Source organism: Paenibacillus sp. 01T47, from assembly GCF_056398245.1.
The window spans coordinates 107321-130074 of the sequence record NZ_JBFTPA010000008.1; the positions used below are offsets into that span (position 1 = coordinate 107321).

Below are 22754 nucleotides of genomic sequence, written 5' to 3' on the forward strand. Positions count from 1 at the left end.
TGGGGGAGAATGTATGGATTCGAAGCTGACAGAACGAGTGAAGCTGACCCAGAGCAAACTTAGAAGACGGACACTATCTGCGATTTTTCAAGAATTTGATCAAAAAATAATGAAGCTTGAGCGCGGTAAACGTGAAGAAAAGTATCTTAAAATGTCGGAAACGCCATTTTCTTTTTTTCGCGGCAGCGCTTATTTGTTTTATTTTGACGCATCACGAATTTGGTTTCCTTATCACACGCCAGAGGAGCGTCCCACTTGGGTTCAGGGCGATCTGCACTTTGAGAACTTTGGTGCTTTCCGCAATGAGCAAGGTACGCTCGTCTATGATGTAAATGATTTTGACGAAGGTTATCTGGGCTCATATTTGTATGATTTGATGCGAATGTCGGTAAGTATAGCGCTCGTCGGCAGGCTTAAAGGACAAACCCATGCTAATCAGATTAGCGCGGTTGAAGCTTATCTGCAGGCCTATTCCAAGCAGATGCGCCGATTCGCAAAAGGCAAGGATGATCCCGGCACTTACGTGATTGATATTGAACGTGCGGAAGGTCCCGTCAAGAAGCTGCTCAAAAAACTGCAAAAACGCAAGGATCAGCACTTCCTTGAAAAGGTTACGGCGCTCGTACAGGAGCATAGGCAGTTTGCAACGACAGATGAAATTGTATCTCCGACAAACGAGGAACGTGAAGCTTTATTGCAAGCATGGCCGATGTATTTAGATACTGTCAAAGCCGATGACTCAGAGGAATTGCGTCATTTTCAGGTAAAGGATATTGCAGTGAAGCATGGCTCGGGGACAGCATCTATTGGGCTCGATAGATACCATGTACTGATTGAAGCAGGCGAAGATGCACAAGGCGAGGACGATATCGTGCTTGAGGTAAAGGAAGTGCGCGTTCCGGTTCCAGCTTATTTTATGCCTTATGATGAGACATTTTGGTCTATGTTTGAGCATCAGGGACAGCGCGTAACCATGACTCAGAGAGCGATGCACCATGAGGCAGACCCGTATCTTGGATGGCTATCCATTGGAGAGCGGCAGTTTTATGTGCGTGAGCGATCACCATATAAGAAGCGGCTTAAGCTAGAAGCGCTTGATACGGCTGGAGATTTGCTGTCGGTTACGACGAGCATGGGCAGGCTGACTGCAAAAATGCATGCGCGGGCGGATGCCGATGTAGCGCAAGGTATTCTGGCGTATCACAGTGAGATTGAGATTGTGAAGGCGATGGGCAATGACGAGGATGCTTTTTGCACGTCAATTGCCAATTGGGCGCTTTCCTACGCAGATCAAGTGGAGCAGGATTATGCTTTGTTCACGGAATGGCTGGGCAGTAGAAAGAAGCAATCGCAATTATAAATAATATGACTGCACCTCGGTGCAGTCTTTTTTTGCGTAGCAGCTATAAAAAAACGGTGGTCAGCGTAGGTGATTACATATAGCGACTGGATTATCTGTTTTAGAACCATGCTTCGCTTTTCCTATAAAGGCTGTAGGTTTGACATTCATTTGTTTCGCATGGTATTCTATGTAGTAATTAAATTGTGTACAATTTAATTTATTATAACTCACATATTTTAGAGGAGGCAACAAACAATGAGCATTTACTCACATGAGCTGCAAAGCATTAATGGTAAACAACAAAGCATGGAACAATATAAAGGTAAGGTGCTAATTGTCGTCAACACAGCAAGCAAATGCGGCTTTACACCGCAATACGCGGATTTGCAAAAACTATATGAACAATATAAAGATCAAGGTCTTGAGATTCTTGGTTTTCCAAGTAATCAATTTGGCGAGCAGGAGCCGGGTGCAAACTCTGATGTTCAAAGCTTTTGCCAGTTGAACTACGGAGTGACATTCCCTCTTTTTGAGAAAACCGATGTACGGGACGAAACCGCTCATCCTCTTTTCAAGCAGCTAACGGAAGATGCGCCTTTCCAAGGTTTTGACACAAGTAACCCTAGCGGTAAAATGCTCAATGCTTTCCTTTCGGAGAAGCTGCCTCATTACCTCGAAGGCAACTCAGTCAAATGGAACTTTACTAAATTTCTAATTGACCGTGAAGGCAATGTCGTAAAACGGTTCGAATCGACCGATGAACCTGCCGATATGAAGGCTAATATCGAGCAGCTGCTATAGTGCTCCCTCACTTAAAAATGAAATACATGCGGCTTCCGGGCGAAAAAAAGCCCGTTTAATGGTTGTTTTAGTCGTTTTGTAGGTAAGACTGGCGTCTAATGGCGAATAGCTTCCTTATAACCAAACATTCTTCGATGTGAAGGACTATACTTCGACCTTTGGAAGTAAATGCAAAGCTTACTTCTATATGCGTGAATCGGATGGTTCATAGAAGTGATATAGAATAAAGTAGGATCATTACGGACAAAGAGATGTGCGAGGCTTGATCAATATGCTATCGCAATTCCGTAAAATCAACGGGTAATTGCTGAGGTTTTGATAGAGTGAACAACGAGCAATAGATGGGTTTTTAATTGGGAGAACAACGGATGCGACTACACGTTCACACACCGTCTAATAAGCAAAATGTGAGCGGCTTAACCTCAGTTTAAGAGTTAATTGTTGGGCTCATCATACACTTCATACTGTGCCTTTTGATCCTGCAATTCTTATGAAAATATCGTACTTATACTCTATTAAATTAATAAAAGATAGAAGTTGAAAATGGACAGAAACGAATAATCGTTTCTGTCCATTTTTTGATGGTCCTAAATATCTTGAAATTCAATATTTGAGCATTTTCTGATCTCCAATTAAAGTTGTAAATATGCAATCATATTCAGATAAAAATTTTTACGTATTAAACATAACTCTTTATTATATAGGGGTTTATTCATTACATGCACATGAGTAATACGAAGTTTAAAAAGGTTTATATATGCAAAAATAAAAGTTGATTATTCCTGTTAACTAGAATCAAATGAATAAATAGAAGTGAAAACGGAGCGGCAATGAGGAAGTGTGAAATATGCTGATTTATGATACCGTTCGTGCCACCATTCTGATGATTGGCGAAGCACAAAGTAACCATCGTCAATACACATTTCAGCCTGTTGGATTGTGTGTTTTTCAAATGAAACTATACCGGCTCAGAACGTGCGCTTGCAGATATATTTTTTGAAAAAGGTTATACTACCCATCGGAGCAATAGATAAGTCGCAGACAGCTTAGATTACTACAGGAGGAATGGCTTATGAAGGATCAAAAACAAGAAGGAGCCTCGCAAAGCGGGGAGAGCGGTACAGGGGAGCGGTTTACGTCCTCAGGATTTATTTTGGCGGCAATAGGAAGTGCGGTCGGACTCGGCAATATGTGGAGGTTCCCGTATATTACAGGTAAATATGGAGGAGCGGCCTTTTTTCTTCTATTTTTTATATGCATGCTGCTAGTAGGACTGCCGGTGCTGCTAGCGGAACTATCAGTAGGTCGAGGCGGCCGCGGCAATGCGTCCTCATCGTTCACTCGGCTGGGCGCGCATAAGCTGTGGAGCGGCTTCGGCGTTATTATCATTTTGGGAGCGTTCGTTATATTGTCGTTCTATGCGATAGTCGCAGGCTGGACTTTGCATTATGCGATGCTGTCTTTTACAGGGCAGCTGTTTGAAAATAATGATTTTGCGCAGCAGTTCAGTGATCTTAATGGAAGCTGGATGCCGGTATTCTGGCAATTCATCGTCTTGCTTCTAACGGGCCTCATCATTATTCGAGGTGTATCGGCAGGTATTGAAAAGGTTAATAAAATTTTTATTCCAGGGCTGCTTGTACTGCTCATTGTACTTTGTGTGCGTGTAATGTTTCTGGATGGAGCCGGCGAAGGCGCAGCCTTTTTTCTAAAGCCTGACTTTAGCAAGCTGACAGCGGAGTCTGCATTCGTAGCGCTTGGCCATGCCTTCCTATCCCTTTCCCTTGGCATGGGTACCATTATTACTTATGGGGCGTACGTGGATAAACGGCAGTCGCTTTCTCTAGCAACAGCAGCAGTAGGTACAGGCAATATTGTTTATGCACTTCTTGCAGGACTGATTATTTTCCCTACTACCTTCGCATTTGGACTCGAGGCTTCGCAAGGCCCTGGTCTCGTATTCGTAGCCTTGCCTGCAGCATTCTCAGCGATGCCGTTAGGGTGGCTGTTTGGAGGGCTGTTCTTCGTGATGATCGCCTTTGCGTCGCTTACTTCAACCATCTCACTGCTTGAGGTGCCGGTTGCTTTCGTTCGTGAGAAATTTGGATGGAGCCGAAGCTTTTCAGTTATTTTGTTATCCATTCTTTGCTTCGTTATTGGGGTGCCATCGGCGTTATCGCTTGGTGACAAAATACCTTGGCTTACGTTTGGCGGAAAGTCGTTTTTTGACTGGGTTGATTTTGTATGCACTAACATCGTTCTGCCGCTTGGCGGACTAGTCGTTACTATATTTGTCGGGTATGTATGGAAAGGCGGAGCTAAGGAGTCAGGCTTGTCTGCATGGTGGCTGCGAGTATGGTTATTCATGCTGCGTTATGTGGCGCCTATTCTGGTATTGCTCGTATTTCTTTATTCTTCCGGCATTATTTCGTTCTAGTGCGCTGGATTGCTAGGCTCGGGAGCGTGCTCTGAAAGTGGCATATACATACTAAGTATTATAATTTGACGGGAATTTGTGTATTATAAGAGGATAAATATTTTCCGTGGGAAAGGTTGGTCGCAGATGGAGAATGCAGTAGATAACAAGTCCTCATCCTCGAATTTTATAAAAAGCATCGTAGTCGAAGATTTGAAGAGCGGCCAAGTGAAAGAAATCGTCACTCGTTTTCCGCCAGAGCCAAATGGCTATTTGCATATTGGACATGCCAAGTCGATTTGCTTGAACTTTGAGCTGGCTGATGAGTTCAAGGGCAAGACAAACTTGCGTTTTGACGATACGAATCCGTTAAAAGAAGATACTGAGTATGTAGAGTCCATCCAAGAGGATGTTCGCTGGCTTGGCTTCGAATGGGACGACCTTCGCTTTGCTTCCGATTATTTTGAAGAGCTTTACAATCGTGCGGTGTTTCTTATTCAAAAGGGCAAAGCATATGTATGTGATCTGACAGCTGAGCAAATGCGCGAATATCGCGGCACGTTGACTGAGCCAGGCAAGGAAAGCCCGTATCGGAACCGTACAGTAGAGGAAAACCTTGATTTGTTCGCACGCATGCGCGCAGGCGAATTTAAGGACGGCGAAAAGGTGCTGCGCGCAAAAATTGATATGGCTTCACCGAACATCACATTGCGTGATCCTGTGTTGTATCGCATTGCGCATACGCATCATCACCGCACGGGAGATGCTTGGTGCATCTATCCGATGTATGACTATGCTCACCCGCTAAGCGATGCCATTGAAGGCATCACGCACTCGATCTGTACGCTGGAATTTGAGGACCACCGTCCACTCTATGATTGGACGATAGCTGAATGTGAGATGGCTTCCACACCGCATCAATATGAATTTGCCCGCCTGAACGTAACGAACACCGTTATGAGCAAGCGCAAGCTGAAGCAATTGGTGGATGAAGGGGCAGTAGACGGCTGGGATGATCCGCGTATGCCAACGATCAGCGGTTTGCGCCGCAAAGGCTATACACCGGAATCGCTGCGTGCTTTCTGCCGTGAGATCGGTGTATCGAAAAGCAACAGCCTAGTGGATGAGCGCAACCTGGAGCATTTTATAAGAGAAGACTTGAAGCTGAAGGCGCTTCGTACGATGGCTGTATTGCGTCCGCTTAAAGTGGTCATTACAAACTATCCAGAAGGTCAAACCGAACTGCTTGATGCCGAAAATAATGCGGAAAACGAAGAGATGGGAATCCGTCAAATTCCGTTTTCGCGTGAGATATACATTGAACAGGATGATTTCATGGAAAATCCTCCGAACAAATATTTCCGTCTGTTCCCTGGCAATGAAGTGCGTCTAAAACATGCTTACTTCATTACATGCCAAGAGGCGATCAAGGATGCAGAGGGCAATGTGATTGAGCTGCGCTGTACCTATGACGTGAAGACGAAGAGCGGATCCGGCTTTAATGAACGTAAAGTGAAAGGCACCATTCATTGGATTGAAGCTTCTCAGGCGATAGCTGCTGAGTTCCGTTTGTTTGAACCGCTCATTACGAGCGAAGCGGAAGATGAAGGCAAACCTTTCATGGAATGCATCAACCCGAATTCACTTGAAGTATTGCAAGGCTTTGTTGAGCCTAATATGAAAGATGCTGTCGGCGGCGATAAATTCCAATTTTTCCGTCACGGCTACTTTAATGTAGATCCGAAGGATACAACAAGTGAGAAGCTTGCCTTCAACCGAATCGTTTCATTAAAGAGCTCGTTCGATCCGTCCAAGGCGTAAACCCGTCAAAAATAATACAAGCCTGCCTTGCCTGAGTGCTCGGCAGGCTTTCTTTCTGTTTAGAGGGGGATGAGAAGATGGCGAAGCATGATATTTATGGCTTAATACTAGCTGGAGGCTTAAGCACGAGAATGGGAGCCGACAAAGCGCTGCTGCTTATTGAAGGCAAACCGCTCCTATATCGTCTTGTACAACAGCTAACAGAGCTTGTGCAGCATGTGGTTGTCTCAGTAGGAACGCCTCAGCGTGAAGAGCTTTATCGTAAAAGCCTTGAAGAATTAGGAGAGACGGTAAGCTTCGTGACGGACCATTATTCAAAATGCGGCCCGTTATCGGGAATGCACGCGGGCTTGTCCATGATTGCAGAGGGTTATGTATTTGTTATGGCGTGTGATATGCCGCAGTTGTCCGAAGGATTGCTTGCTGATCTAATGACTCATGTGGAAAAAGGGGTAGACGTAATCCATGCGTCTGACCAGCCTTTTCATGCTCTCTATCATGCTAGCATTGCCATTCAAATAGAAGAAGCGCTAAAGGATCAAGACTATCGTCTCATGGGTCTATTGCGCCGGCTTCAAACCATCGAGGTTTCTCTGCTAGAGCAGCATGGTGTATCTGTTTTTACGAATCTCAACACGCCTGAAGATTATAACAAGTATAGGCAGGGACAAGGGGTCTGAAGAAGCTCGCCCTCTATAGGCGGAATTAGACGGAATCTACCATGCAGCATAGATGCTTAAACATTCAGCGATGTGATATAATTTGTCAAAGTTGTAATAGGCCTATTTAAAGCAGCATCCATCTAGAAGTAGAAGGGTAAGAGGTGGCAGGTATGACCAAAGAACTCAAATATGAAATTATCGATGCGCAGCTAAGTGATCTGGGGCGTATTGTTGATATTTATAATTCAACAATTGCAAGCAGAATGGTGACGGCTGATCTTGAGCCAGCTACTGTAGCTAGCAAAAAAGCGTGGTTTGATGACCATTCCCCTGATTTCAGGCCGCTATGGGTATTAACGATTGAAGGGGAAATCGCAGCTTGGTTTAGTTTCCAATCGTTTTATGGCAGGCCGGCTTACAATGCGACTGCCGAGATAAGCATTTATATAGCGGAAGAATACCGCAAGCTTGGTCTTGGAACGGTACTGATTCAGAAAGCGATTGAGGCAAGTCCGGGCTTGGGGATAAATACGCTGCTTGGTTTTGTATTTGGACATAATGAGCCGAGCCTCGCTCTGCTTCGCAAGTTTGGATTTGAGGTTTGGGGTCATTTGCCTAAGGTAGCGGTACTGGACGGTGTAGAAAGAGATCTGGTGATCTCGGGGAGGCGTATATGAAGCGAACGCTTGTGATTAGTGATATTCATGGATGTTATACACCTTTTAATGATTTGCTTGAACGTATGAATTATTGTCCCGGCGAGGATCAGCTTATGCTGCTGGGTGATTTCGTTGATCGGGGTCCGCAAAGCAGAGAAGTGGTGGAGCAGGTCATCGGCTTAGTCCAAAAGGATGGAGCAATTGCCATTCAAGGCAATCACGACGAGAGGCTCGTTGATGTTATGCTGGAGCGAAGCGAGCAGGCGCTGCTTAAGTTTACCGGCCATGGCGGCAGGCAAACCGCAGAGAGCTATGCTGGCATTAAGCAAGGTCCGATTGAGTATGTTATCGATCAAGCCAAAATAGCTGTTCAGGAGCGTTACGCGCATCATATGACTTTTCTGGACAACCTGCCCTATTATCATGAGGATGAACACTTTATATATGTACATGCGGGTCTTAATCCGAATTACTTGAATTGGAAAGAGCAGCCTGCCAGAGATTTTCTTTACATAAAACAACCATTCCTTGAGAGGCCGACCAATGTAAACAAAACGGTTATTTTCGGCCATACAAAAACCATCGATATTCATGGAAAACCAGATGTTTGGTTTGGCGCAGGGAAGATTGGCGTTGACGGAGGATGTGCAACAGGACATCAGCTTAACGGACTAGCGATTACAGGAGCGGCAGAGTTTAACGTGTATTCTGTCCCTTGGAGATTGTAGGGAATGCGCGGGTATTCGAAAGCCATATTCAAAAGCTCTCTGCTGAATATGTTGATTACCGTAATTGCTTTGTTCTACACCTTGATCATGTGCTGGCTTTTATTTCATCGTGGCCGTTATTTTGGCGAGGGGTATAACTATAATCTGGTACCGCTTTATACGATAAAAAAATATATCATCCATTATGATCATTTCAATCCTGACATTTGGTTCAAAAACTTATTCGGAAACATTGTCTTATTCATACCGATTGGCATATTCCTGCCCTTATTAAATAAGAAGTACTTGAAAGTATTTAGACTGACAATGGTCACGATTATGTTGATTACAGCCGTTGAGCTTACTCAAATGTTGACGCGGGTGGGCAGCTTCGACATTGACGATATTATTCTTAATACGTTTGGCGCGCTGCTTGGACTGCTGATGACTAGGCTTGTCGTTCGTCGGACTCTGTAAGTAACAAATCCTTTAATGTTAAAATAATTGAAAAGAAGCGATAGAAATATCGATTACGAAAGGAAGAAACGTCATTGAGTAAATTTTGGAGTCCGCTCACTGCTTCACTGGTGCCGTATGTTCCAGGCGAGCAGCCTAAGGATAAGACGTATATTAAACTGAATACGAATGAGAATCCGTACCCGCCATCTCCGAAGGTAATTGATGCGATCAAAGGAGCAGCTAATGCTGATCTGCGGCTATATCCTGATCCTACTTGCGAGGGGCTCGTGAAAGCAGCTGCCTCCTATTACGGATTGCGAGCAGAGCAAGTGTTTGCGGGCAACGGTTCTGATGAAATTTTAGCTTTTGCTTTCGCAGCTTTTTTTGATCCGGCTAAGACGGTACTGTTCCCTGATATTACTTACAGCTTCTATAAGGTGTATGCGAAGTTATATGGCTTGCAAACAGAGCTTATCGCATTGGACGAGCAATTTAACGTTCAAGTCGAAGCTTTCCATTCGGACAATGGTGGTATCATCATACCAAACCCAAATGCGCCAACGGCTCAATTGCTTCCGCTCGATGATATTCGTACATTGCTTGCAAGCAATCCCGATCAGGTTGTTATCATCGACGAGGCTTACATTGACTTCGGCGGACAATCAGCAGTGGAGCTTATTCACGACTATCCGAATTTGCTTGTCGTTCAAACACTCTCGAAATCCCGTTCGCTCGCTGGCCTTCGCGTTGGTTTTGCTTTTGGCAGCGAGGAGTTGATTGATGGATTGAATCGAATCAAAAATTCATTTAATTCCTATACGATGGATCGGCTTGCTTTGGCAGGCGCCATTGCTGCTCTTGAGGATGACGCTTATTTCCGAGATACGACGGAGAAGGTCATTGCTACACGAGAACGTGTAACGGAGCAGGTGAAGGAGCTCGGCTTTGCTGCAACAGACTCGAAGGCAAACTTCGTCTTCATTTCGCATAAAACGATAGCAGCTAAGGACATTTTTGTGCAGCTGCGCGATAAGGGCGTGCTGGTCCGGTATTTCGATCAACCTCGGATTAATGAATATTTGCGGGTGAGCATCGGAACGGATGAAGAAATGGATGCCTTTATTCGGGCACTCCAAGAAATCGTAGGCGAGTAATGGAAGAGGTTACGAAGGAGCAATTGTTGTTTCGGCGGTCGATGCGGTTGGTACTAGTTTTAAGTGCCATCTATGCTGCAGTGAGCAATGTGTTTCTATATACAGCTTATTATTATAGTGGGATTGTGGAGCAGAGCTACATCATTTGCATGATTATGATTATTGCGTTCGCTTTGCCGATCGTAAAGTTTTTTCGAAATCAGCATTGGTACTTTCCGATCTTCATATTTTTGTTCTGGATCCCGTTTAGCGTGCTTCTCGCATTTATACTAAGCCAAGTGCTTCCTCTTTCGGACAATACGGTCGATTTTGGACTGCTGCTTGTTTACTGCCTTATTTTGAACGTTATCGTTACGCTGCTTGGCATTACACTCGGCATGATCTTTAATGGAGGATCTACCCTTTGGAAGAAATATAGCCAAGCCTCAAAGCAATAACAATAAAGCCATGTATGATCTCCAATGAAGGGGGAGCATGCATGGCTTTATTTGATGATAGTTATTTTCATCTTGACTAAATGATTATTTCACTTTAAAATTTGTGAAAAACTAACGTTCGTTAGGCAGGGGAACGAAAGCGGATCGGAGGGAATGACATGAGTGCTGAATTAACAACGTCGGAACGAATAAAGCTGGCGGCGCTGACGATGTTTGCAGAATCAGGCTATGAGGGGGCATCCTTGTCAGAAATTGCTAAGGCAGTGGGCATTAAGACGCCGTCCATATATGCACATTATAAATCGAAAGAACAACTGTTCTTGCAGCTCATTCAGGAAATGATTGTTGAAGAGCATAATCAGTTTATAGAGCTTCTTCAAGATATGGATCAGGCGCCGATTAAGGAGCAAGTACATCGACTGTTTACTTTTTTTACCGATCTCACTCATTTAACGACAGGTCAAGCTTTCTTGAAGAAAACGATGCTTGTACCGCCGCGCCATTTGCGCGATCAGCTCAATCAAGATTTATTGCGCTATGAGTATGAACTGAACAAGGGAATTATTAGCGTGCTGGAAAAGGGAGCGTCACAAGGGTTGTTTAACCTGGAAGAGACGGAACGGTTAATTGCTACCTTTTATGTATGTGTAGATGGCATCCTTGTTGAGAATCAAATATATGGAAAAGAGCTGCTTGAGAAAAGGAAGCAAATGGTGTGGCAATCATTATGGCAGATTTGGACGATGACAGCGAGAGAGGATTGAAAAAAATGCAATGGGTCTTTTTATTATTAGCGGGGTTTCTTGAGGTAGGCTGGACGTTTGGCCTCAAATATTCGGAGGGCTTTACAGTGCTTGTTCCAAGCATAATAACAGTGGTGCTGCTTGTCCTAAGCTTTATGCTGTTTGCCCGCGCAATGCGTACGATTGAGATTGGCGTTGCCTATGCTATGTTTACGGGAATTGGAACAGTAGGCACTGTTCTCGCAGGCATTATTATACTGAATGAGCCGGCTGATTTTTGGCGTTTGTTCTTTATCGCATTGCTTGTAGGGGGCATAGTTGGACTTAAGCTTGTGTCAAATGACAAGCCAGCTCCTGACAAAGCACCAAAGGCTGTAACCAACATAGAACAAGATAAGGTGGGTTCATAAAATGGCATGGGTATTTTTAATCATATCAGGCTTCGGTGAGGTCGCCGGCGTTACTTTCATGAAGCTCTCTGATGGCTTTAAACGCTGGAAGGGAACGGTAGGGGCGATTGGCGCTGGTTTCGTGAGCTTTTTCTTCTTATCTAAAGCGTTACAGACGATTCCAATTAGTACGGCATATGGGATATGGACCGGAATCGGCTCGATAGGCAGCGTAGTGCTGGGTATGGTCATTTTTGGAGAGTCGAGAAATTGGCGCAAGATGTTGTTTCTCTCTATGATTATCTCAGGCGTTATCGGACTGAAAGTAGTAAGTGGAGGCCATTAGGATCAAGTTTGAAGCGAGACCGTGCAAAAGGGCTGTAAAGCTTTTTGGTGCGGTCTTTATTTTTGCAGCTGCTGGTCTTACAATGAAAGGAAAGCATGTATGTAGATAGGGAGAAGAGGAGTACTTACTATGGAGGAGAAGCAGCTGAATACGTTTATTGCTCTTATGGAGCAGTCATTGCTCTCGGAGCTTGTGCTTGATAGCGTTGACCCCACAAATCCAATCCGGGTAGCGGAGACGCCGCGAGGTTGGAGACTGCTTGGGGCGGGCAATTACGCAGGCGTATTTACACATCAGGATTATTCGGATATAGCTGTGAAGGTTTATGCGCCAGGCCGCGACGGCTGGGAGAGTGAATGCGAGGTTTACCGGCGAATTGGCACGCATCCTGCCTTTTCAACTTGTTATCATGCCGGAGAACATAAAGGCCATTATTATTTGATTTTAAAGCGATTAAAGGGAAAGACCTTATATCAGTGCATCATTGATGGAGCAGCAATACCAAAAAAGGCGATAGAAGATATTGATCTAGCGCTGGAGTATGCAAGATCCCGTGGTTTGTTCCCGCATGATGTGCATGGAAAAAATGTAATGATTAAGGATGGAAGAGGCATCGTGCTTGATATTTCAGATTTTTTGAAGGAAGAGCCGTGCACGATGTGGGATGATTTGAAGAAAGCCTACAATCGTATTTACATGCCTTTTCTATCCAAAAAACCGATTCCGGTTCCCGAATGGGTGCTGAACGGCGTCCGTAAGGGCTATCGTTTTATGAGGAATTCATCCGTAGTGGGACGCTCGTCCTAGGGAAGCAGCACAAGCAGCGGCTGCCCTGCAAGGGTGCCGCTGCTTGGCAAAGCTTTGCCGCACATCTTAATGTTCCTCGTCAAACGCGTCCAGCAGCGTCTTGGCGAGATCGGCATCCTTTTTAAGCACATGAATCCGTTTCAAGGAATTGCCCTCAATGGTGATTTTGGTTTTCAAACCATTTGTTTTGAAATGAGCTTCCAATCGGTCTATGAGCTCCGATCTAGAACCCCCTTCCGTACGAATGACTATCCATCGATTCCAAAATAACGCCATTATGCGTCACCTCCTTAAAGTTTTACAATGTAAAACTAGTGTAGGAAGCCATGTGCCCATTGGATTTGAATGTCTTCTTATACGTTCAAATCAATTAAGGATGCACCTTTCATATTTATTCAGCAGAAGCCTTCAAACATGACAGAAAACCCAAAAAAACATTTGCCGTTAATCCAAAATCTGTTGGGGAATAACGTGATTGCTCCTGCCGTATCCTAAGAAAGCGAGATGGCGACCTGACCTATTGACAAACTTAACTGTAACGGATAAAATTACAGTATAAAGCAGGGAGGCCCTTAAACAGTGAACAGCGAATTTACGATTGCCGTACACAGTCTCGTTTACTTGGCTTATTTACCGGAAAGAATGGCTAGCAGTGATATGATCGCCGAGAATGTCGGCACACATTCTGCTCGTGTTCGCAAGGTAATGGGTGGTTTGCGCCGCAGTGGATATGTAGATACCCGTGAAGGCTCAGGAGGCGGCTATAGGCTGACGATTGACCCTAATGTGGTAACACTTGCCGATATCTATCGCGTGATGGCACAAGGCTCGCTAATTCCGAGCTGGTGCTCGGGCAACCCAGAGATGGATTGTGTTGTTGGGTCGAATATGAATCAAGTGATGTTCGGCATATTTTGTACAGCGGAGAAGCAGTTGGAAAGTCATTTTAGCGCGATTACGATTCAGGATGTGTTGAAGCAAATTCACGCATGCGGTTAGCAAATGATGTTTCATTTAACGGTGAGACGGGTATTCCCTTTATCATACACATTGTTTGGAGAGGATGATTGAAATGGCAGTAGCATTGACGAAAGAAAACTTTAACGAGTCCATTCAAAACGGCGTTTCTCTTGTAGATTTTTGGGCACCTTGGTGTGGACCTTGCAAAATGCAGCTACCAATCGTTGAGGAGCTTTCCGCTGAGCTGGAAGGCCAAGCAGTAATTGCTAAAATTAACGTTGATGAGCAGCCAGAACTTGCTTCACAATTCGGCGTTATGAGTATCCCAACATTGATTTTGTTCAAAGACGGTCAACCCGTTGACAAAATGGTTGGCGTACAATCCAAAGATGCTTTGAAAGCAAAAATTTCCGGCCAAATGTAAGCAACATTTTGTAATAAATAACCGTCTTAATATCGTCTGGTATCAGTGAGCAACTGGTGTCAGGCGATATTTTTTTTCTGGAAACTCTTATTTTCAGTAAGATAATATTGGTATAAAAGGTACTAAGTGTGAATGTAAAATTCGACCTAATTAAGCAAATGTTAAGGAAATAATAAGCGTTTATACCAACCTTATCTGTTGCTTTATACTAATTTAGTTAGTAGAATTAAAAATAATTGTACGCAGCAGCGTGCCCTAACTTTGATTTATGGAGTGGTGATGTAGTGAACGCAGTCAGTACGAAAAAGGACAAAACGGTTACCGGAGAGTCCCTGCGGCAAGGTATGACATCTTCAAAAATTTTGATCATTATTCCGGCTTATAATGAAGAGCATAGCATAAGCCATGTGATACATGATGTGAAGACACATTGCCCATCTGCTCATATTCTAGTCATTAATGATGGCTCCAAAGACCGTACACGTGAAGTAGCTGAAGCGAATGGTGCTTCTGTTATTACACTTCCGACCAATTTGGGCATCGGCGGAGCTATGCAGACGGGATATCGTTATGCCCACCGCTATGACTATGATGTTGCCGTTCAAGTGGATGGCGACGGTCAGCATAAGGCGGAGCAGCTTCATTTGATTTTGGACCCCGTGCTTAGCGGGAAAGCGGATTTGGCGATTGGTTCACGTTTTATTGAACAAACCGGCTTCTTGTCCTCTGCAACGCGCAGAGTCGGTATCAAGATTTTATCTACTATTGTTACTGCAATGACACGCAAGCGTGTGCTGGACGTTACCTCAGGGTTCCGCGCTGCAAATAAACGTGCGATTGCTGTATTCCAAAGCGATTATGCGACAGACTATCCAGAAGTGGATTCCATCGTGCTCATTCATCGCAGCGGATTGCGTACAAGCGAAGTAGCTGTCGTAATGGAAGCACGTACAGGCGGTACGTCATCAATAAATGCGATGCGTTCGGTTTATTATATGGTTAAGGTAACATTGTCGCTATTCATTCGCAGCTTGAAAGCAACGAAGCCAGTCGAGGTTCAATCTTAGAAAAATGCTTACGATGAGAGTTTGCTCTGCAAACTTTAAGGAGGATACACCATGCAAGCCTTGTGGATTATCACAAGTGTGGTTTTTTTGTTCGTGCTGATTATGTTGATTAACCGGAGATTGCTCCGTGAGCAGTATTCAATGCTCTGGCTGTTGTTTGGTGTAGTGATGCTGATATTGTCCGTACGCGTCCAGATTATTGATACGCTGGCCCACGCGATTGGTATCGCTTATGCGCCGGCATTGCTTTTTCTAGTCGGAATTTTATTTTGTATTATGCTTATTTTGCATCTTACAGTCATTGTATCCAAATTGTCGGAGAAGGTTATTCGTCTTACACAAGAGCTTGGAATTTTACATCACGAGCTGCATGAGCGCAAAAGGTCGGATTCATAATGGCATATATCATATTGTTTCTTAATATTTTGCTGCTTGTTTCTGGCCAGTTATTGTGGAAAACAGGAATGAACAAAATGGATACGGCGAAAGGCGACACATGGGTATCGTTATTGTGGTCGCCTCATATATGGTCAGGACTTGTTTTGTACGGAATTGCTACCGTTCTTTGGTTGTACGTACTCAAGAAGCTGCCGCTTAGCCTTGCCTATCCGCTGCAAAGCTTGGCTTATGTAATAGCGCTGGTTGCAGCTGTATTTATATTTAACGAATCGGTACCGCTGCAGCGCTGGATAGGCGCAGCTATTATTTTGGCGGGTGTAATTGTACTCGCTTGGAAATAAGCCGCTTTCAACATTGGGGAGGATCAATTTACGTGGTGGAATGGGTTAGGAAAAACAAAGCATGGACGATAGCGATCGTTCTTATTTTTATGCTTGCCTTGTGGCTGAGGGTTGATTTTCTTACATCGGTCAAACATAACATTTCACATGATTCGAAGTATTACGATGAGATGGTGCACCGGTTGCTTGATGAAGGCATTTACGCCTACAAGGAAGAGGTTCCAAATGCAAGGGTAACACCGGGTTATCCACTGTTCATGACGGGTATGTATCTGGTGGCTGATCAAATCGGCGTAGAGCCGTTCCCTCTTATTCGCTGGGTACAGGTGTTAATTAGCATGGCTACACTCATTATCATTTATATGATTGCGATGCAGGCAACAAGAAACAAATGGGTGGCAATTGTTGCGTTTTTTATTAGTGCAATTTATCATCCCTTCATTTGGGCAAATGGAGCAGTTCTCACAGAAACGCTCGCATTATTTCTCTTAATGGCCTATCTGTCTATGCAGTTATATGCCTTTCGTACCGAACGAAAGCGTGATGCTGCGTTTGCGGGTATCTTGTTAGGCCTGACAGTACTTGTTAGGGCGGAATTTTTACCGATTTTTGTTCCTTTGTACGGAGTGTTTTTGCTGCAGAAATGGTTCAAGAAGAAATCGGGTGTGCAGACCGAGGTTATATCCAAATGGGCTATTTTCAAAAAAGTTTTATTAATGGGTGTTATTACTGGACTATGCTTATCGGCTACGATGCTTCCTTGGTGGATAAGAAATGTCGTTTCATTAAATGAATTTGTATTGACTGCTTCTCAGTCCAATCCGTTCAAAGCGGGTACTTATCCGAATAAAGATTATACTGACAAGATTGTTGATCCAACGGGATTGACGCAGGATGAGGTTGCATGGGCGCGCATCAAGGCCGGCTTCACGCAGCAAACCTGGAAATATGTAAAATGGTATACGGTAGGAAAGCTTAAATATACTTATACGCATATGTTCTTCGGCTCAGGTCATTCTCCTATGTACCATGCCTATCCGAAGGTAGCATACTTACATGTACTGATTATATACAGCACGATTATTCCTCTGCTTGCGCTTATATGGAGATGGAGACATCCTGCAGCCATGCTGGCGGTGGTCATCTTCGTCATGACGATGATTAGGCTTGTGTTCGTACCGGAATATCGATATAACTTTACCGTTATGCCCCTGTTTATTATATTGTTCTCTTGGCTCGGTATTTATATTTTGCAAAAAATATGGGCATATATTGAACGTAGAAAAACGGCGTAGCAGTTTTAACTGTATATTGTAAAAGACTGCCTAAAGGACAAGCGCCTTGGGCAGTCTTTTTTCGCTTATTGTGCAACTTCCGCAATGTATGGCGCGTCTAATTTATGAATAAATTGGAAAAGCATTGGAGGGTGAAGCAGTGAGGATCAATCATCGAAAGAGGCTTGCGGTAGTGCTATCAACAGCGATGCTTATGAGTATGTTGCCAGCAACGGCATTTGCTGAAAGCTCAAACAAGCCAGCAGTGACGAATGCAGCAGCAAATGCCGTGCCATCGTCGGAAGGAGACATCATGAAAGAAGGATTTGCAGCTCCAGTTGATGTAGCAATAACGAAAGAGAAAGCGGAAGCGCTAGCGAGGCAGTATGTAAGCATTCCGAAGGAGTATGTCCTCCAAGGGGCTAGTCTTAATATGGAAGTGATGGCTAGCGGCAAACGCAATGCTTGGGGACTGGATTTCGTGAAAAAGGTGAACGGCAAGCACTTGGGAAGCATCTACGTTCGTATTCATGCGGATAAAGGTCAGCTTCTTGAGTTCAACTCTTATACCGATAACCCATCTGCCAAACCAACGTATCCGCTTAAGGTTGAACGTGATGCCGCTCAGCAGATTGCGCTCCAATTCATAGATAAAATCGCAGCTGATTATAAAGGACAAATTCAGTACAATCCTGACTATGGTGTTCAACTGCGTCCACCGCTAACGGGTGAGGTTGTGCATTCCATTCGTTATGATCGGTTGGTGAATGACATACCCTATGTAGATAACTACATAGAGCTTGAAGTGGATAGTGAGGGGCATGTCCGAAGATTTTCCTTGCAGTGGGATGATACAATTATTTTCCCGAAAGTAGATGCAAAGCTGTCTGCAGCAGAGGCAAATGAAAAGCTGCGAGCAGCAGCAGCTCCACTGTTAGCTTATATAGTGCCTTACAATATGCAGGGGAAAAGGAAACCTTTGCTTAGTTATGAGCTTCAGCCTATATCGATCGATGCGGTGACTGGCCAGCTAAAGGATCAGTCGAGAGACAGTTATTTTAGAGCGGGAACGATATCGGAAACACCTATATCCGAGAAACCTTTAGGCGAAAAGCCGAAGGCGGGGGCAGTTACCGAGAAGCAAGCGATAGATGCGGTAAAAGCTGCTTTTGCGCTGCCGGCAGGGGTGGAGCTGAATGGTTCCAACTACAGTGAAAATAGCAATGAGAGCACAGGTGAAACCGAAGCTTATTGGCAGCTGAATTGGATAGTGAAAAAGGATGGCAAGGAAGTGGGCTCAGCTTCAGCTTCCGTTAACGGTCGCACTGGAGAGGTTCGCCATTTCAATACGTATATGTATAACGAACAAAGTCAATCAGGCGGGACAGAGGTGACGCTAGAGCAAGCGACTACAGCAGCGGTAGAGGCAATTAAGAAACGTCTGCCATGGCTAACGGATGAACTATATCTGGTCAAACCTGATCCGAAGCAATATGAGGGGATTGTCGCAGGGCAGCCTAGTCAATACTATTTCAATTTTGTACACAAAATCTATGGCGCAGTGGTTGAATATGACAACATTAACTTGTCGATTCATTCAAGCACTGGGGAAGTTGTAAATTACGATGCTAATTTGTCGAACTTTGAATATCCAGCTGAGGCTCCTGCTTTGATTAAGAAGGAGCAGGCAGTTGACAACTGGCTGAATTATTACCGAACACAGCTTACGTATCGGCTTGTGCAAAGCTTCACATGGAACGGGCAGCCTATTCCAATTGAAAAATATAAGTTAATGATTGCTTCTGGAGAAATGAGAGGCGACGAAGTGGATAGAAAGACAGAGGCAGAACTAGTATACCAATTAGTGCCTAAGCTTATGGATGAGTCGGTGTTCCTTGATGCAGTAACGGGAGGTTGGCGAAATCGGGAAACAGGTGATGTCACACAGCTCGAGAAGCCGAAGGCTAAGGATATTGATGGACACTTTGCACAGCGTCAGCTTGAACTAATGGTTGCATACAAAGCGCTTGATGTGAAAGATGGTCTTGTGCGTCCTAATGAGGCGGTTACACGCGGAGAGCTGATTAAAATGCTGGTATTAGCGCGCAGCAGCGGAGTATCGCCGCTCTCGATGTCCTTCAGTAATCAGCTTGGTGGTAAAGCCTCATTTAATGATGTAGCTGCGGATTCCAGCTATTTCGTTTATGTTGAAAGTGCATTGGAACAAAATTTGATAGATGTTGGGGATGGCTCCTTTAACCCTAGCGGTAAAGTATCCCGTGATGAGATGGCGGAGCTGATCGTGCGAGCACTTGGTTATAACGCGCTTGCGAATTATGATCATATTTTTAAAGCCTCGTTTAAAGACTCTGATCAGATCCAGAATAAGGGGCAGGCAGCCATTGTTGTAGGTCTCAAAATTATGAGCTTATCGGATGGCAAGTTTTTGCCTAAGAAACAAGTGACGCGAGGCGAAGCATCGGTAGCGTTTTTCCGTTACCTTCAATCGCGCGCAGAGCTGCAAGAAGCGCCGCTTCGGATGTAATGTATTCTTAATACAAGAAACCTGGATTCTACAAGTGGATGATACGCTTGCAGAACCCAGGTTTTTTATAGATAAGGGCTTGGAAGTTATCCTTTAATCCGTTTTCTTCTTTTTCGAGGTAAAATTTGTTACTGATTTCGCATCCTCAATGGTATCGTTTACGAATGCCATATCTTGATTTTTGGCTTTCATATTCGTCGTTCCTTTGTAATTGCCCTTATGAGTCTGATTTTCCATAAGCTTGCCTCCTCAAATTTTAGGTGCTTGTGCGCACAGCTTAAGCCAGCGCCAACATAGTATTTCCGCAGCGCGGCTTATCATTCTCAGAAGTGACTATCTTGCGGCGAGGCACAAATACAATACCGTTTAGGGGTATAAAACGGGTTAAAAACAAACGGCTGTTCAAATGCAGGGTTTTATAGGTTTTCACAACTTACAATGCTTTTATCGTTCAGAAAACCGTCTTCATTTGCCAAGGAAGCCATCAAATGCCGTTTAGGCTTGACGGATGGCACTTTCAAAGTAGGTGACGCTGGGGTATAATAGCTGGAGTTGTTTACTTTCGGGAAAATAGGGGTGTCTTATAGCATGGCATTGAAAGCAGGAATAGTAGGTTTGCCCAACGTCGGCAAATCAACATTGTTTAACGCAATTACACAAGCAGGAGCAGAATCTGCCAATTATCCTTTTTGTACAATAGATCCTAACGTTGGTGTTGTTGAAGTACCGGATGAGCGTTTGGACAAGCTGGTTGAGCTTGTTGTTCCTAAGAGCATCGTGCCTACAGCGTTTGAGTTTGTAGATATTGCCGGATTGGTTGCTGGTGCAAGCAAAGGCGAAGGCTTGGGAAATAAATTTTTGGCGCATATCCGTGAGGTAGACGCCATTGTTCATGTGGTTCGCTGCTTCCAAGATGACAACATTACGCATGTATCTGGCAAGGTAGATCCAATTAGCGATATTCAAACGATTAATTTGGAGCTTATTTTGGCGGATATTGATTCGGTTGATAAAAAGATTGAACGCTCCCGTAAAAACCTTAAGGGCGGAGACAAAAAAGTTGCTCAGGAAATCGAAGTGCTTGAACGCATCAAGGAAGCATTGTACAACGATAAGCCTGCTCGCAGCCTAGAGCTGAGCGATGATGAGAAGCTGCTTGTTCGTGATTTGCATTTGCTGACAATGAAGACGGTTTTGTATGCCGCTAACGTGAGTGAAGACGAAGTTTCAAATTCAGACGGCAATGAGTACGTACAAAAAGTACGCGAATTTGCAGCTGCTGAAGGTGCTGAAGTTGTGCCAATCAGCGCGAAGGTTGAAGCTGAGATTGCTGAGCTTGAAGGCGAAGACAAAGAAATGTTCCTTGAGGAGCTTGGCATGTCGGAGTCGGGCTTGAACCGTTTGATCAGCGCAGCTTACAAACTGCTTGGCCTATACACTTACTTCACAGCAGGTGTACAAGAGGTTCGCGCATGGACGATTCGCAGTGGAACAAAAGCGCCGCAGGCGGCTGGCGTTATTCATACCGATTTCGAACGTGGATTCATTCGTGCTGAGGTTGTTTCCTTTACAGATCTTGCGGCTGCGGGTTCGATGGTAGCGGCTCGTGAGAAGGGGCAAGTTCGTCTTGAGGGCAAAGAATATGTCGTTCGTGACGGCGATGTTATCCATTTCCGTTTTAACGTGTAAATATTAGGGGAACAATAGAGCCCTGTAAGTGCAGCTTTGCGCTTACAGGGTTTTGTTGCAATCAGGATTCATGCTGGATGCTCAGTAACCAATGGCGGTTGCCTGGCATATGAAGATTGAAGCGGTTCGTAAAAATGGGCATGATTAGCTGGCTGTAAATCGAAACCAGCAGTCGATAGAAACTCGATGATATGGTATAATGAACATTATCCTAATGGAATAAACAGAGGTGAATGATCGTGTTTGACCGTTTACAAGCACTCGCAGACCGGTATGAGAAGCTGAGTGAGCTATTGTGTGATCCAGATGTATCCAGTGATCCCAAGCGGCTTAGAGAGCTTTCCAAGGAGCAGTCGGATTTACAAGAGGCATATGATGCCTTTACGGAATATAAACAAGTTACCGAGCAGCTGGACGACGCTAAGCTGATGCAAGCTGAGAAACTCGATGACGAAATGCGTGAAATGGTTAAAATGGAAATCGACGAATTGAGCAAACGTCAAGCTGAGCTTGATGAGCAAATTCGTATCGTTCTATTGCCGAAGGACCCTAATGATGACAAGAACGTTATTGTCGAAATTCGTGGTGCGGCTGGCGGAGACGAAGCAGCATTGTTCGCATATGAGTTATATCGTATGTATACAAAGTTTGCTGATGCACAAGGCTGGCGTGTAGAGCTAATGGATTTCAGCGAGAACGACGTTGGCGGATTTAAAGAGGTAATCTTTATGATTACGGGCAAAGGCGCGTACAGCAAGATGAAATTCGAAAGCGGCGCTCATCGCGTACAAAGGATTCCAGTAACGGAATCAGGCGGCCGTATTCATACATCAACATCTACGGTAGCTGTTATGCCTGAGGTTGAGGATGTGGAGATTGAAATTTTCGACAAGGATATTCGCGTGGATACTTTCTGCTCCAGTGGAGCGGGCGGTCAATCCGTTAATACGACGAAATCCGCGGTACGTGTATTGCACGTTCCAACCGGCATTATGGCGACTTGCCAAGATGGCAAATCACAGAATGAGAACAAAGCGAAGGCACTTGCCGTGCTTCGTGCACGTATCTCTGATGTTCGCCGTCAAGAGGAAGAAGCAAAGTATGCGGGCGAGCGTAAGAGCAAGGTTGGAACGGGAGATCGCAGCGAACGTATTCGCACATACAATTTCCCGCAAAGCCGTGTAACGGATCACCGTATCGGATTAACGCTTCATAAGCTGGATTCAGTGATGAACGGCGATTTGACAGAGGTTATTTCCTCCCTGACGATTGCAGAGCAAGCTGATCTTATGGAACGTGAAATGGCTTAACA

The 22754-nt window shown here is 44.6% G+C and carries 25 protein-coding genes; 23 read left to right on the top strand and 2 right to left on the bottom strand.

Annotated features, from left to right (window positions below):
* Positions 1–13: 13 nt before the first annotated feature.
* The 14 genes from AC1DOV_RS17775 to AC1DOV_RS17840 all read left to right on the top strand — a co-directional run bounded on the left by AC1DOV_RS17775 (position 14) and on the right by AC1DOV_RS17840 (position 12743).
* Positions 14–1360 (top strand): DUF2252 domain-containing protein, encoded by a 1347-nt coding sequence (locus AC1DOV_RS17775; protein ID WP_477550639.1) that lies wholly within the window; start codon positions 14–16, stop codon positions 1358–1360.
* A gap of 237 nt (positions 1361–1597) precedes the next feature.
* On the top strand, positions 1598–2143 hold the full coding sequence (locus tag AC1DOV_RS17780) for a glutathione peroxidase (RefSeq protein ID WP_441874668.1): 546 nt from the start codon (positions 1598–1600) through the stop codon (positions 2141–2143).
* 1072 nt (positions 2144–3215) lie between these two features.
* Positions 3216–4580, top strand: a complete 1365-nt coding sequence (locus AC1DOV_RS17785) for a sodium-dependent transporter (RefSeq protein WP_076266294.1) — start codon at positions 3216–3218, stop codon at positions 4578–4580.
* Positions 4581–4706: 126 nt separating this feature from the next.
* Positions 4707–6380, top strand: a complete 1674-nt coding sequence (locus AC1DOV_RS17790; RefSeq protein ID WP_076266293.1) for a glutamine--tRNA ligase/YqeY domain fusion protein — start codon at positions 4707–4709, stop codon at positions 6378–6380.
* Positions 6381–6457: 77 nt separating this feature from the next.
* Positions 6458–7060, top strand: coding sequence for a molybdenum cofactor guanylyltransferase (gene mobA, locus AC1DOV_RS17795; protein WP_477512686.1), 603 nt, complete (start codon positions 6458–6460; stop codon positions 7058–7060).
* A 152-nt stretch (positions 7061–7212) separates the two neighbouring features.
* Complete coding sequence (locus AC1DOV_RS17800) at positions 7213–7719, top strand: GNAT family N-acetyltransferase (RefSeq protein ID WP_076266291.1); 507 nt, start codon at positions 7213–7215, stop codon at positions 7717–7719.
* A complete protein-coding gene (locus AC1DOV_RS17805) occupies positions 7716–8429 on the top strand; it encodes a metallophosphoesterase family protein (protein WP_339205432.1) in 714 nt (237 codons plus the stop codon). The genes AC1DOV_RS17800 and AC1DOV_RS17805 overlap by 4 nt, the downstream gene beginning before the upstream one ends.
* Positions 8430–8432: 3 nt before the next feature.
* On the top strand, positions 8433–8885 hold the full coding sequence (locus tag AC1DOV_RS17810; RefSeq protein WP_430056814.1) for a VanZ family protein: 453 nt from the start codon (positions 8433–8435) through the stop codon (positions 8883–8885).
* 74 nt (positions 8886–8959) lie between these two features.
* Positions 8960–10021: a histidinol-phosphate transaminase gene (gene hisC, locus AC1DOV_RS17815; protein ID WP_477550640.1), complete on the top strand. Its 1062-nt coding sequence runs from the start codon at positions 8960–8962 to the stop codon at positions 10019–10021.
* Positions 10021–10458 carry a hypothetical protein gene (locus AC1DOV_RS17820; protein ID WP_430056819.1) on the top strand — a complete coding sequence of 146 codons (438 nt, stop codon included), beginning with the start codon at positions 10021–10023 and terminating at the stop codon, positions 10456–10458. Before hisC ends, AC1DOV_RS17820 begins: the two co-directional genes overlap by 1 nt.
* A gap of 158 nt (positions 10459–10616) precedes the next feature.
* The gene (locus AC1DOV_RS17825; protein ID WP_477550641.1) at positions 10617–11222 is read left to right on the top strand and encodes a TetR/AcrR family transcriptional regulator; all 606 of its coding nucleotides are present in this window, start codon (positions 10617–10619) and stop codon (positions 11220–11222) included.
* A complete protein-coding gene (locus AC1DOV_RS17830; RefSeq protein ID WP_477512682.1) occupies positions 11174–11611 on the top strand; it encodes a DMT family transporter in 438 nt (145 codons plus the stop codon). The genes AC1DOV_RS17825 and AC1DOV_RS17830 overlap by 49 nt, the downstream gene beginning before the upstream one ends.
* A gap of 1 nt (position 11612) precedes the next feature.
* Positions 11613–11936 carry a DMT family transporter gene (locus AC1DOV_RS17835; RefSeq protein ID WP_076266284.1) on the top strand — a complete coding sequence of 108 codons (324 nt, stop codon included), beginning with the start codon at positions 11613–11615 and terminating at the stop codon, positions 11934–11936.
* A 129-nt stretch (positions 11937–12065) separates the two neighbouring features.
* Complete coding sequence (locus AC1DOV_RS17840) at positions 12066–12743, top strand: serine/threonine protein kinase (protein ID WP_477512681.1); 678 nt, start codon at positions 12066–12068, stop codon at positions 12741–12743.
* A 66-nt stretch (positions 12744–12809) separates the two neighbouring features.
* Here AC1DOV_RS17840 and AC1DOV_RS17845 read toward each other — a convergent pair whose 3' ends face one another.
* On the bottom strand, positions 12810–13019 hold the full coding sequence (locus AC1DOV_RS17845) for a hypothetical protein (RefSeq protein ID WP_441874673.1): 210 nt from the start codon (positions 13017–13019) through the stop codon (positions 12810–12812).
* A gap of 303 nt (positions 13020–13322) precedes the next feature.
* On the opposite strand from AC1DOV_RS17845, the gene AC1DOV_RS17850 reads away from it, so the two are divergent.
* The 7 genes from AC1DOV_RS17850 (at position 13323) to AC1DOV_RS17880 (ending at position 19753) form a co-directional block, all read left to right on the top strand.
* On the top strand, positions 13323–13742 hold the full coding sequence (locus AC1DOV_RS17850; protein ID WP_076266281.1) for an RrF2 family transcriptional regulator: 420 nt from the start codon (positions 13323–13325) through the stop codon (positions 13740–13742).
* A 73-nt stretch (positions 13743–13815) separates the two neighbouring features.
* Complete coding sequence (gene trxA, locus AC1DOV_RS17855; protein ID WP_054025488.1) at positions 13816–14127, top strand: thioredoxin; 312 nt, start codon at positions 13816–13818, stop codon at positions 14125–14127.
* A gap of 284 nt (positions 14128–14411) precedes the next feature.
* Positions 14412–15194: a glycosyltransferase family 2 protein gene (locus AC1DOV_RS17860; RefSeq protein WP_339205426.1), complete on the top strand. Its 783-nt coding sequence runs from the start codon at positions 14412–14414 to the stop codon at positions 15192–15194.
* A gap of 51 nt (positions 15195–15245) precedes the next feature.
* Complete coding sequence (locus tag AC1DOV_RS17865) at positions 15246–15590, top strand: DUF2304 domain-containing protein (RefSeq protein WP_054025487.1); 345 nt, start codon at positions 15246–15248, stop codon at positions 15588–15590.
* Entirely contained in the window at positions 15590–15934 is a 345-nt protein-coding gene (locus tag AC1DOV_RS17870; RefSeq protein ID WP_339205425.1) for an EamA family transporter, read from the top strand. Before AC1DOV_RS17865 ends, AC1DOV_RS17870 begins: the two co-directional genes overlap by 1 nt.
* Positions 15935–15966: 32 nt before the next feature.
* Positions 15967–17229 carry a phospholipid carrier-dependent glycosyltransferase gene (locus AC1DOV_RS17875; protein ID WP_477550642.1) on the top strand — a complete coding sequence of 421 codons (1263 nt, stop codon included), beginning with the start codon at positions 15967–15969 and terminating at the stop codon, positions 17227–17229.
* A 139-nt stretch (positions 17230–17368) separates the two neighbouring features.
* A complete protein-coding gene (locus tag AC1DOV_RS17880) occupies positions 17369–19753 on the top strand; it encodes an S-layer homology domain-containing protein (RefSeq protein WP_477550643.1) in 2385 nt (794 codons plus the stop codon).
* Positions 19754–19846: 93 nt separating this feature from the next.
* On the opposite strand, the gene AC1DOV_RS17885 is transcribed toward AC1DOV_RS17880, so the two are convergent.
* Entirely contained in the window at positions 19847–19990 is a 144-nt protein-coding gene (locus tag AC1DOV_RS17885; protein ID WP_477550644.1) for a hypothetical protein, read from the bottom strand.
* A gap of 351 nt (positions 19991–20341) precedes the next feature.
* Here AC1DOV_RS17885 and ychF point away from each other — a divergent pair, with 351 nt between their 5' ends.
* Both ychF and prfA read left to right on the top strand, forming a co-directional pair.
* Positions 20342–21442 carry a redox-regulated ATPase YchF gene (ychF, locus tag AC1DOV_RS17890; protein WP_076266277.1) on the top strand — a complete coding sequence of 367 codons (1101 nt, stop codon included), beginning with the start codon at positions 20342–20344 and terminating at the stop codon, positions 21440–21442.
* 239 nt (positions 21443–21681) lie between these two features.
* On the top strand, positions 21682–22752 hold the full coding sequence (gene prfA, locus AC1DOV_RS17895; protein WP_076266276.1) for a peptide chain release factor 1: 1071 nt from the start codon (positions 21682–21684) through the stop codon (positions 22750–22752).
* Positions 22753–22754 lie beyond the last annotated feature (2 nt).

What these genes read in the sequence shown, in the direction of transcription:
- AC1DOV_RS17775 (WP_477550639.1), top strand. Translation starts at nt 14, where the DNA reads ATGGATTCGAAGCTGACAGAACGAGTGAAGCTGACCCAGAGCAAACTT.
- AC1DOV_RS17780 (WP_441874668.1), top strand. Translation starts at nt 1,598, where the DNA reads ATGAGCATTTACTCACATGAGCTGCAAAGCATTAATGGTAAACAACAA.
- AC1DOV_RS17785 (WP_076266294.1), top strand. Translation starts at nt 3,216, where the DNA reads ATGAAGGATCAAAAACAAGAAGGAGCCTCGCAAAGCGGGGAGAGCGGT.
- AC1DOV_RS17790 (WP_076266293.1), top strand. Translation starts at nt 4,707, where the DNA reads ATGGAGAATGCAGTAGATAACAAGTCCTCATCCTCGAATTTTATAAAA.
- mobA (WP_477512686.1), top strand. Translation starts at nt 6,458, where the DNA reads ATGGCGAAGCATGATATTTATGGCTTAATACTAGCTGGAGGCTTAAGC.
- AC1DOV_RS17800 (WP_076266291.1), top strand. Translation starts at nt 7,213, where the DNA reads ATGACCAAAGAACTCAAATATGAAATTATCGATGCGCAGCTAAGTGAT.
- AC1DOV_RS17805 (WP_339205432.1), top strand. Translation starts at nt 7,716, where the DNA reads ATGAAGCGAACGCTTGTGATTAGTGATATTCATGGATGTTATACACCT.
- AC1DOV_RS17810 (WP_430056814.1), top strand. Translation starts at nt 8,433, where the DNA reads ATGCGCGGGTATTCGAAAGCCATATTCAAAAGCTCTCTGCTGAATATG.
- AC1DOV_RS17820 (WP_430056819.1), top strand. Translation starts at nt 10,021, where the DNA reads ATGGAAGAGGTTACGAAGGAGCAATTGTTGTTTCGGCGGTCGATGCGG.
- AC1DOV_RS17825 (WP_477550641.1), top strand. Translation starts at nt 10,617, where the DNA reads ATGAGTGCTGAATTAACAACGTCGGAACGAATAAAGCTGGCGGCGCTG.
- AC1DOV_RS17835 (WP_076266284.1), top strand. Translation starts at nt 11,613, where the DNA reads ATGGCATGGGTATTTTTAATCATATCAGGCTTCGGTGAGGTCGCCGGC.
- AC1DOV_RS17840 (WP_477512681.1), top strand. Translation starts at nt 12,066, where the DNA reads ATGGAGGAGAAGCAGCTGAATACGTTTATTGCTCTTATGGAGCAGTCA.
- AC1DOV_RS17845 (WP_441874673.1), bottom strand. Translation starts at nt 13,019, where the DNA reads ATGGCGTTATTTTGGAATCGATGGATAGTCATTCGTACGGAAGGGGGT.
- trxA (WP_054025488.1), top strand. Translation starts at nt 13,816, where the DNA reads ATGGCAGTAGCATTGACGAAAGAAAACTTTAACGAGTCCATTCAAAAC.
- AC1DOV_RS17865 (WP_054025487.1), top strand. Translation starts at nt 15,246, where the DNA reads ATGCAAGCCTTGTGGATTATCACAAGTGTGGTTTTTTTGTTCGTGCTG.
- AC1DOV_RS17870 (WP_339205425.1), top strand. Translation starts at nt 15,590, where the DNA reads ATGGCATATATCATATTGTTTCTTAATATTTTGCTGCTTGTTTCTGGC.
- AC1DOV_RS17885 (WP_477550644.1), bottom strand. Translation starts at nt 19,990, where the DNA reads ATGGAAAATCAGACTCATAAGGGCAATTACAAAGGAACGACGAATATG.
- ychF (WP_076266277.1), top strand. Translation starts at nt 20,342, where the DNA reads ATGGCATTGAAAGCAGGAATAGTAGGTTTGCCCAACGTCGGCAAATCA.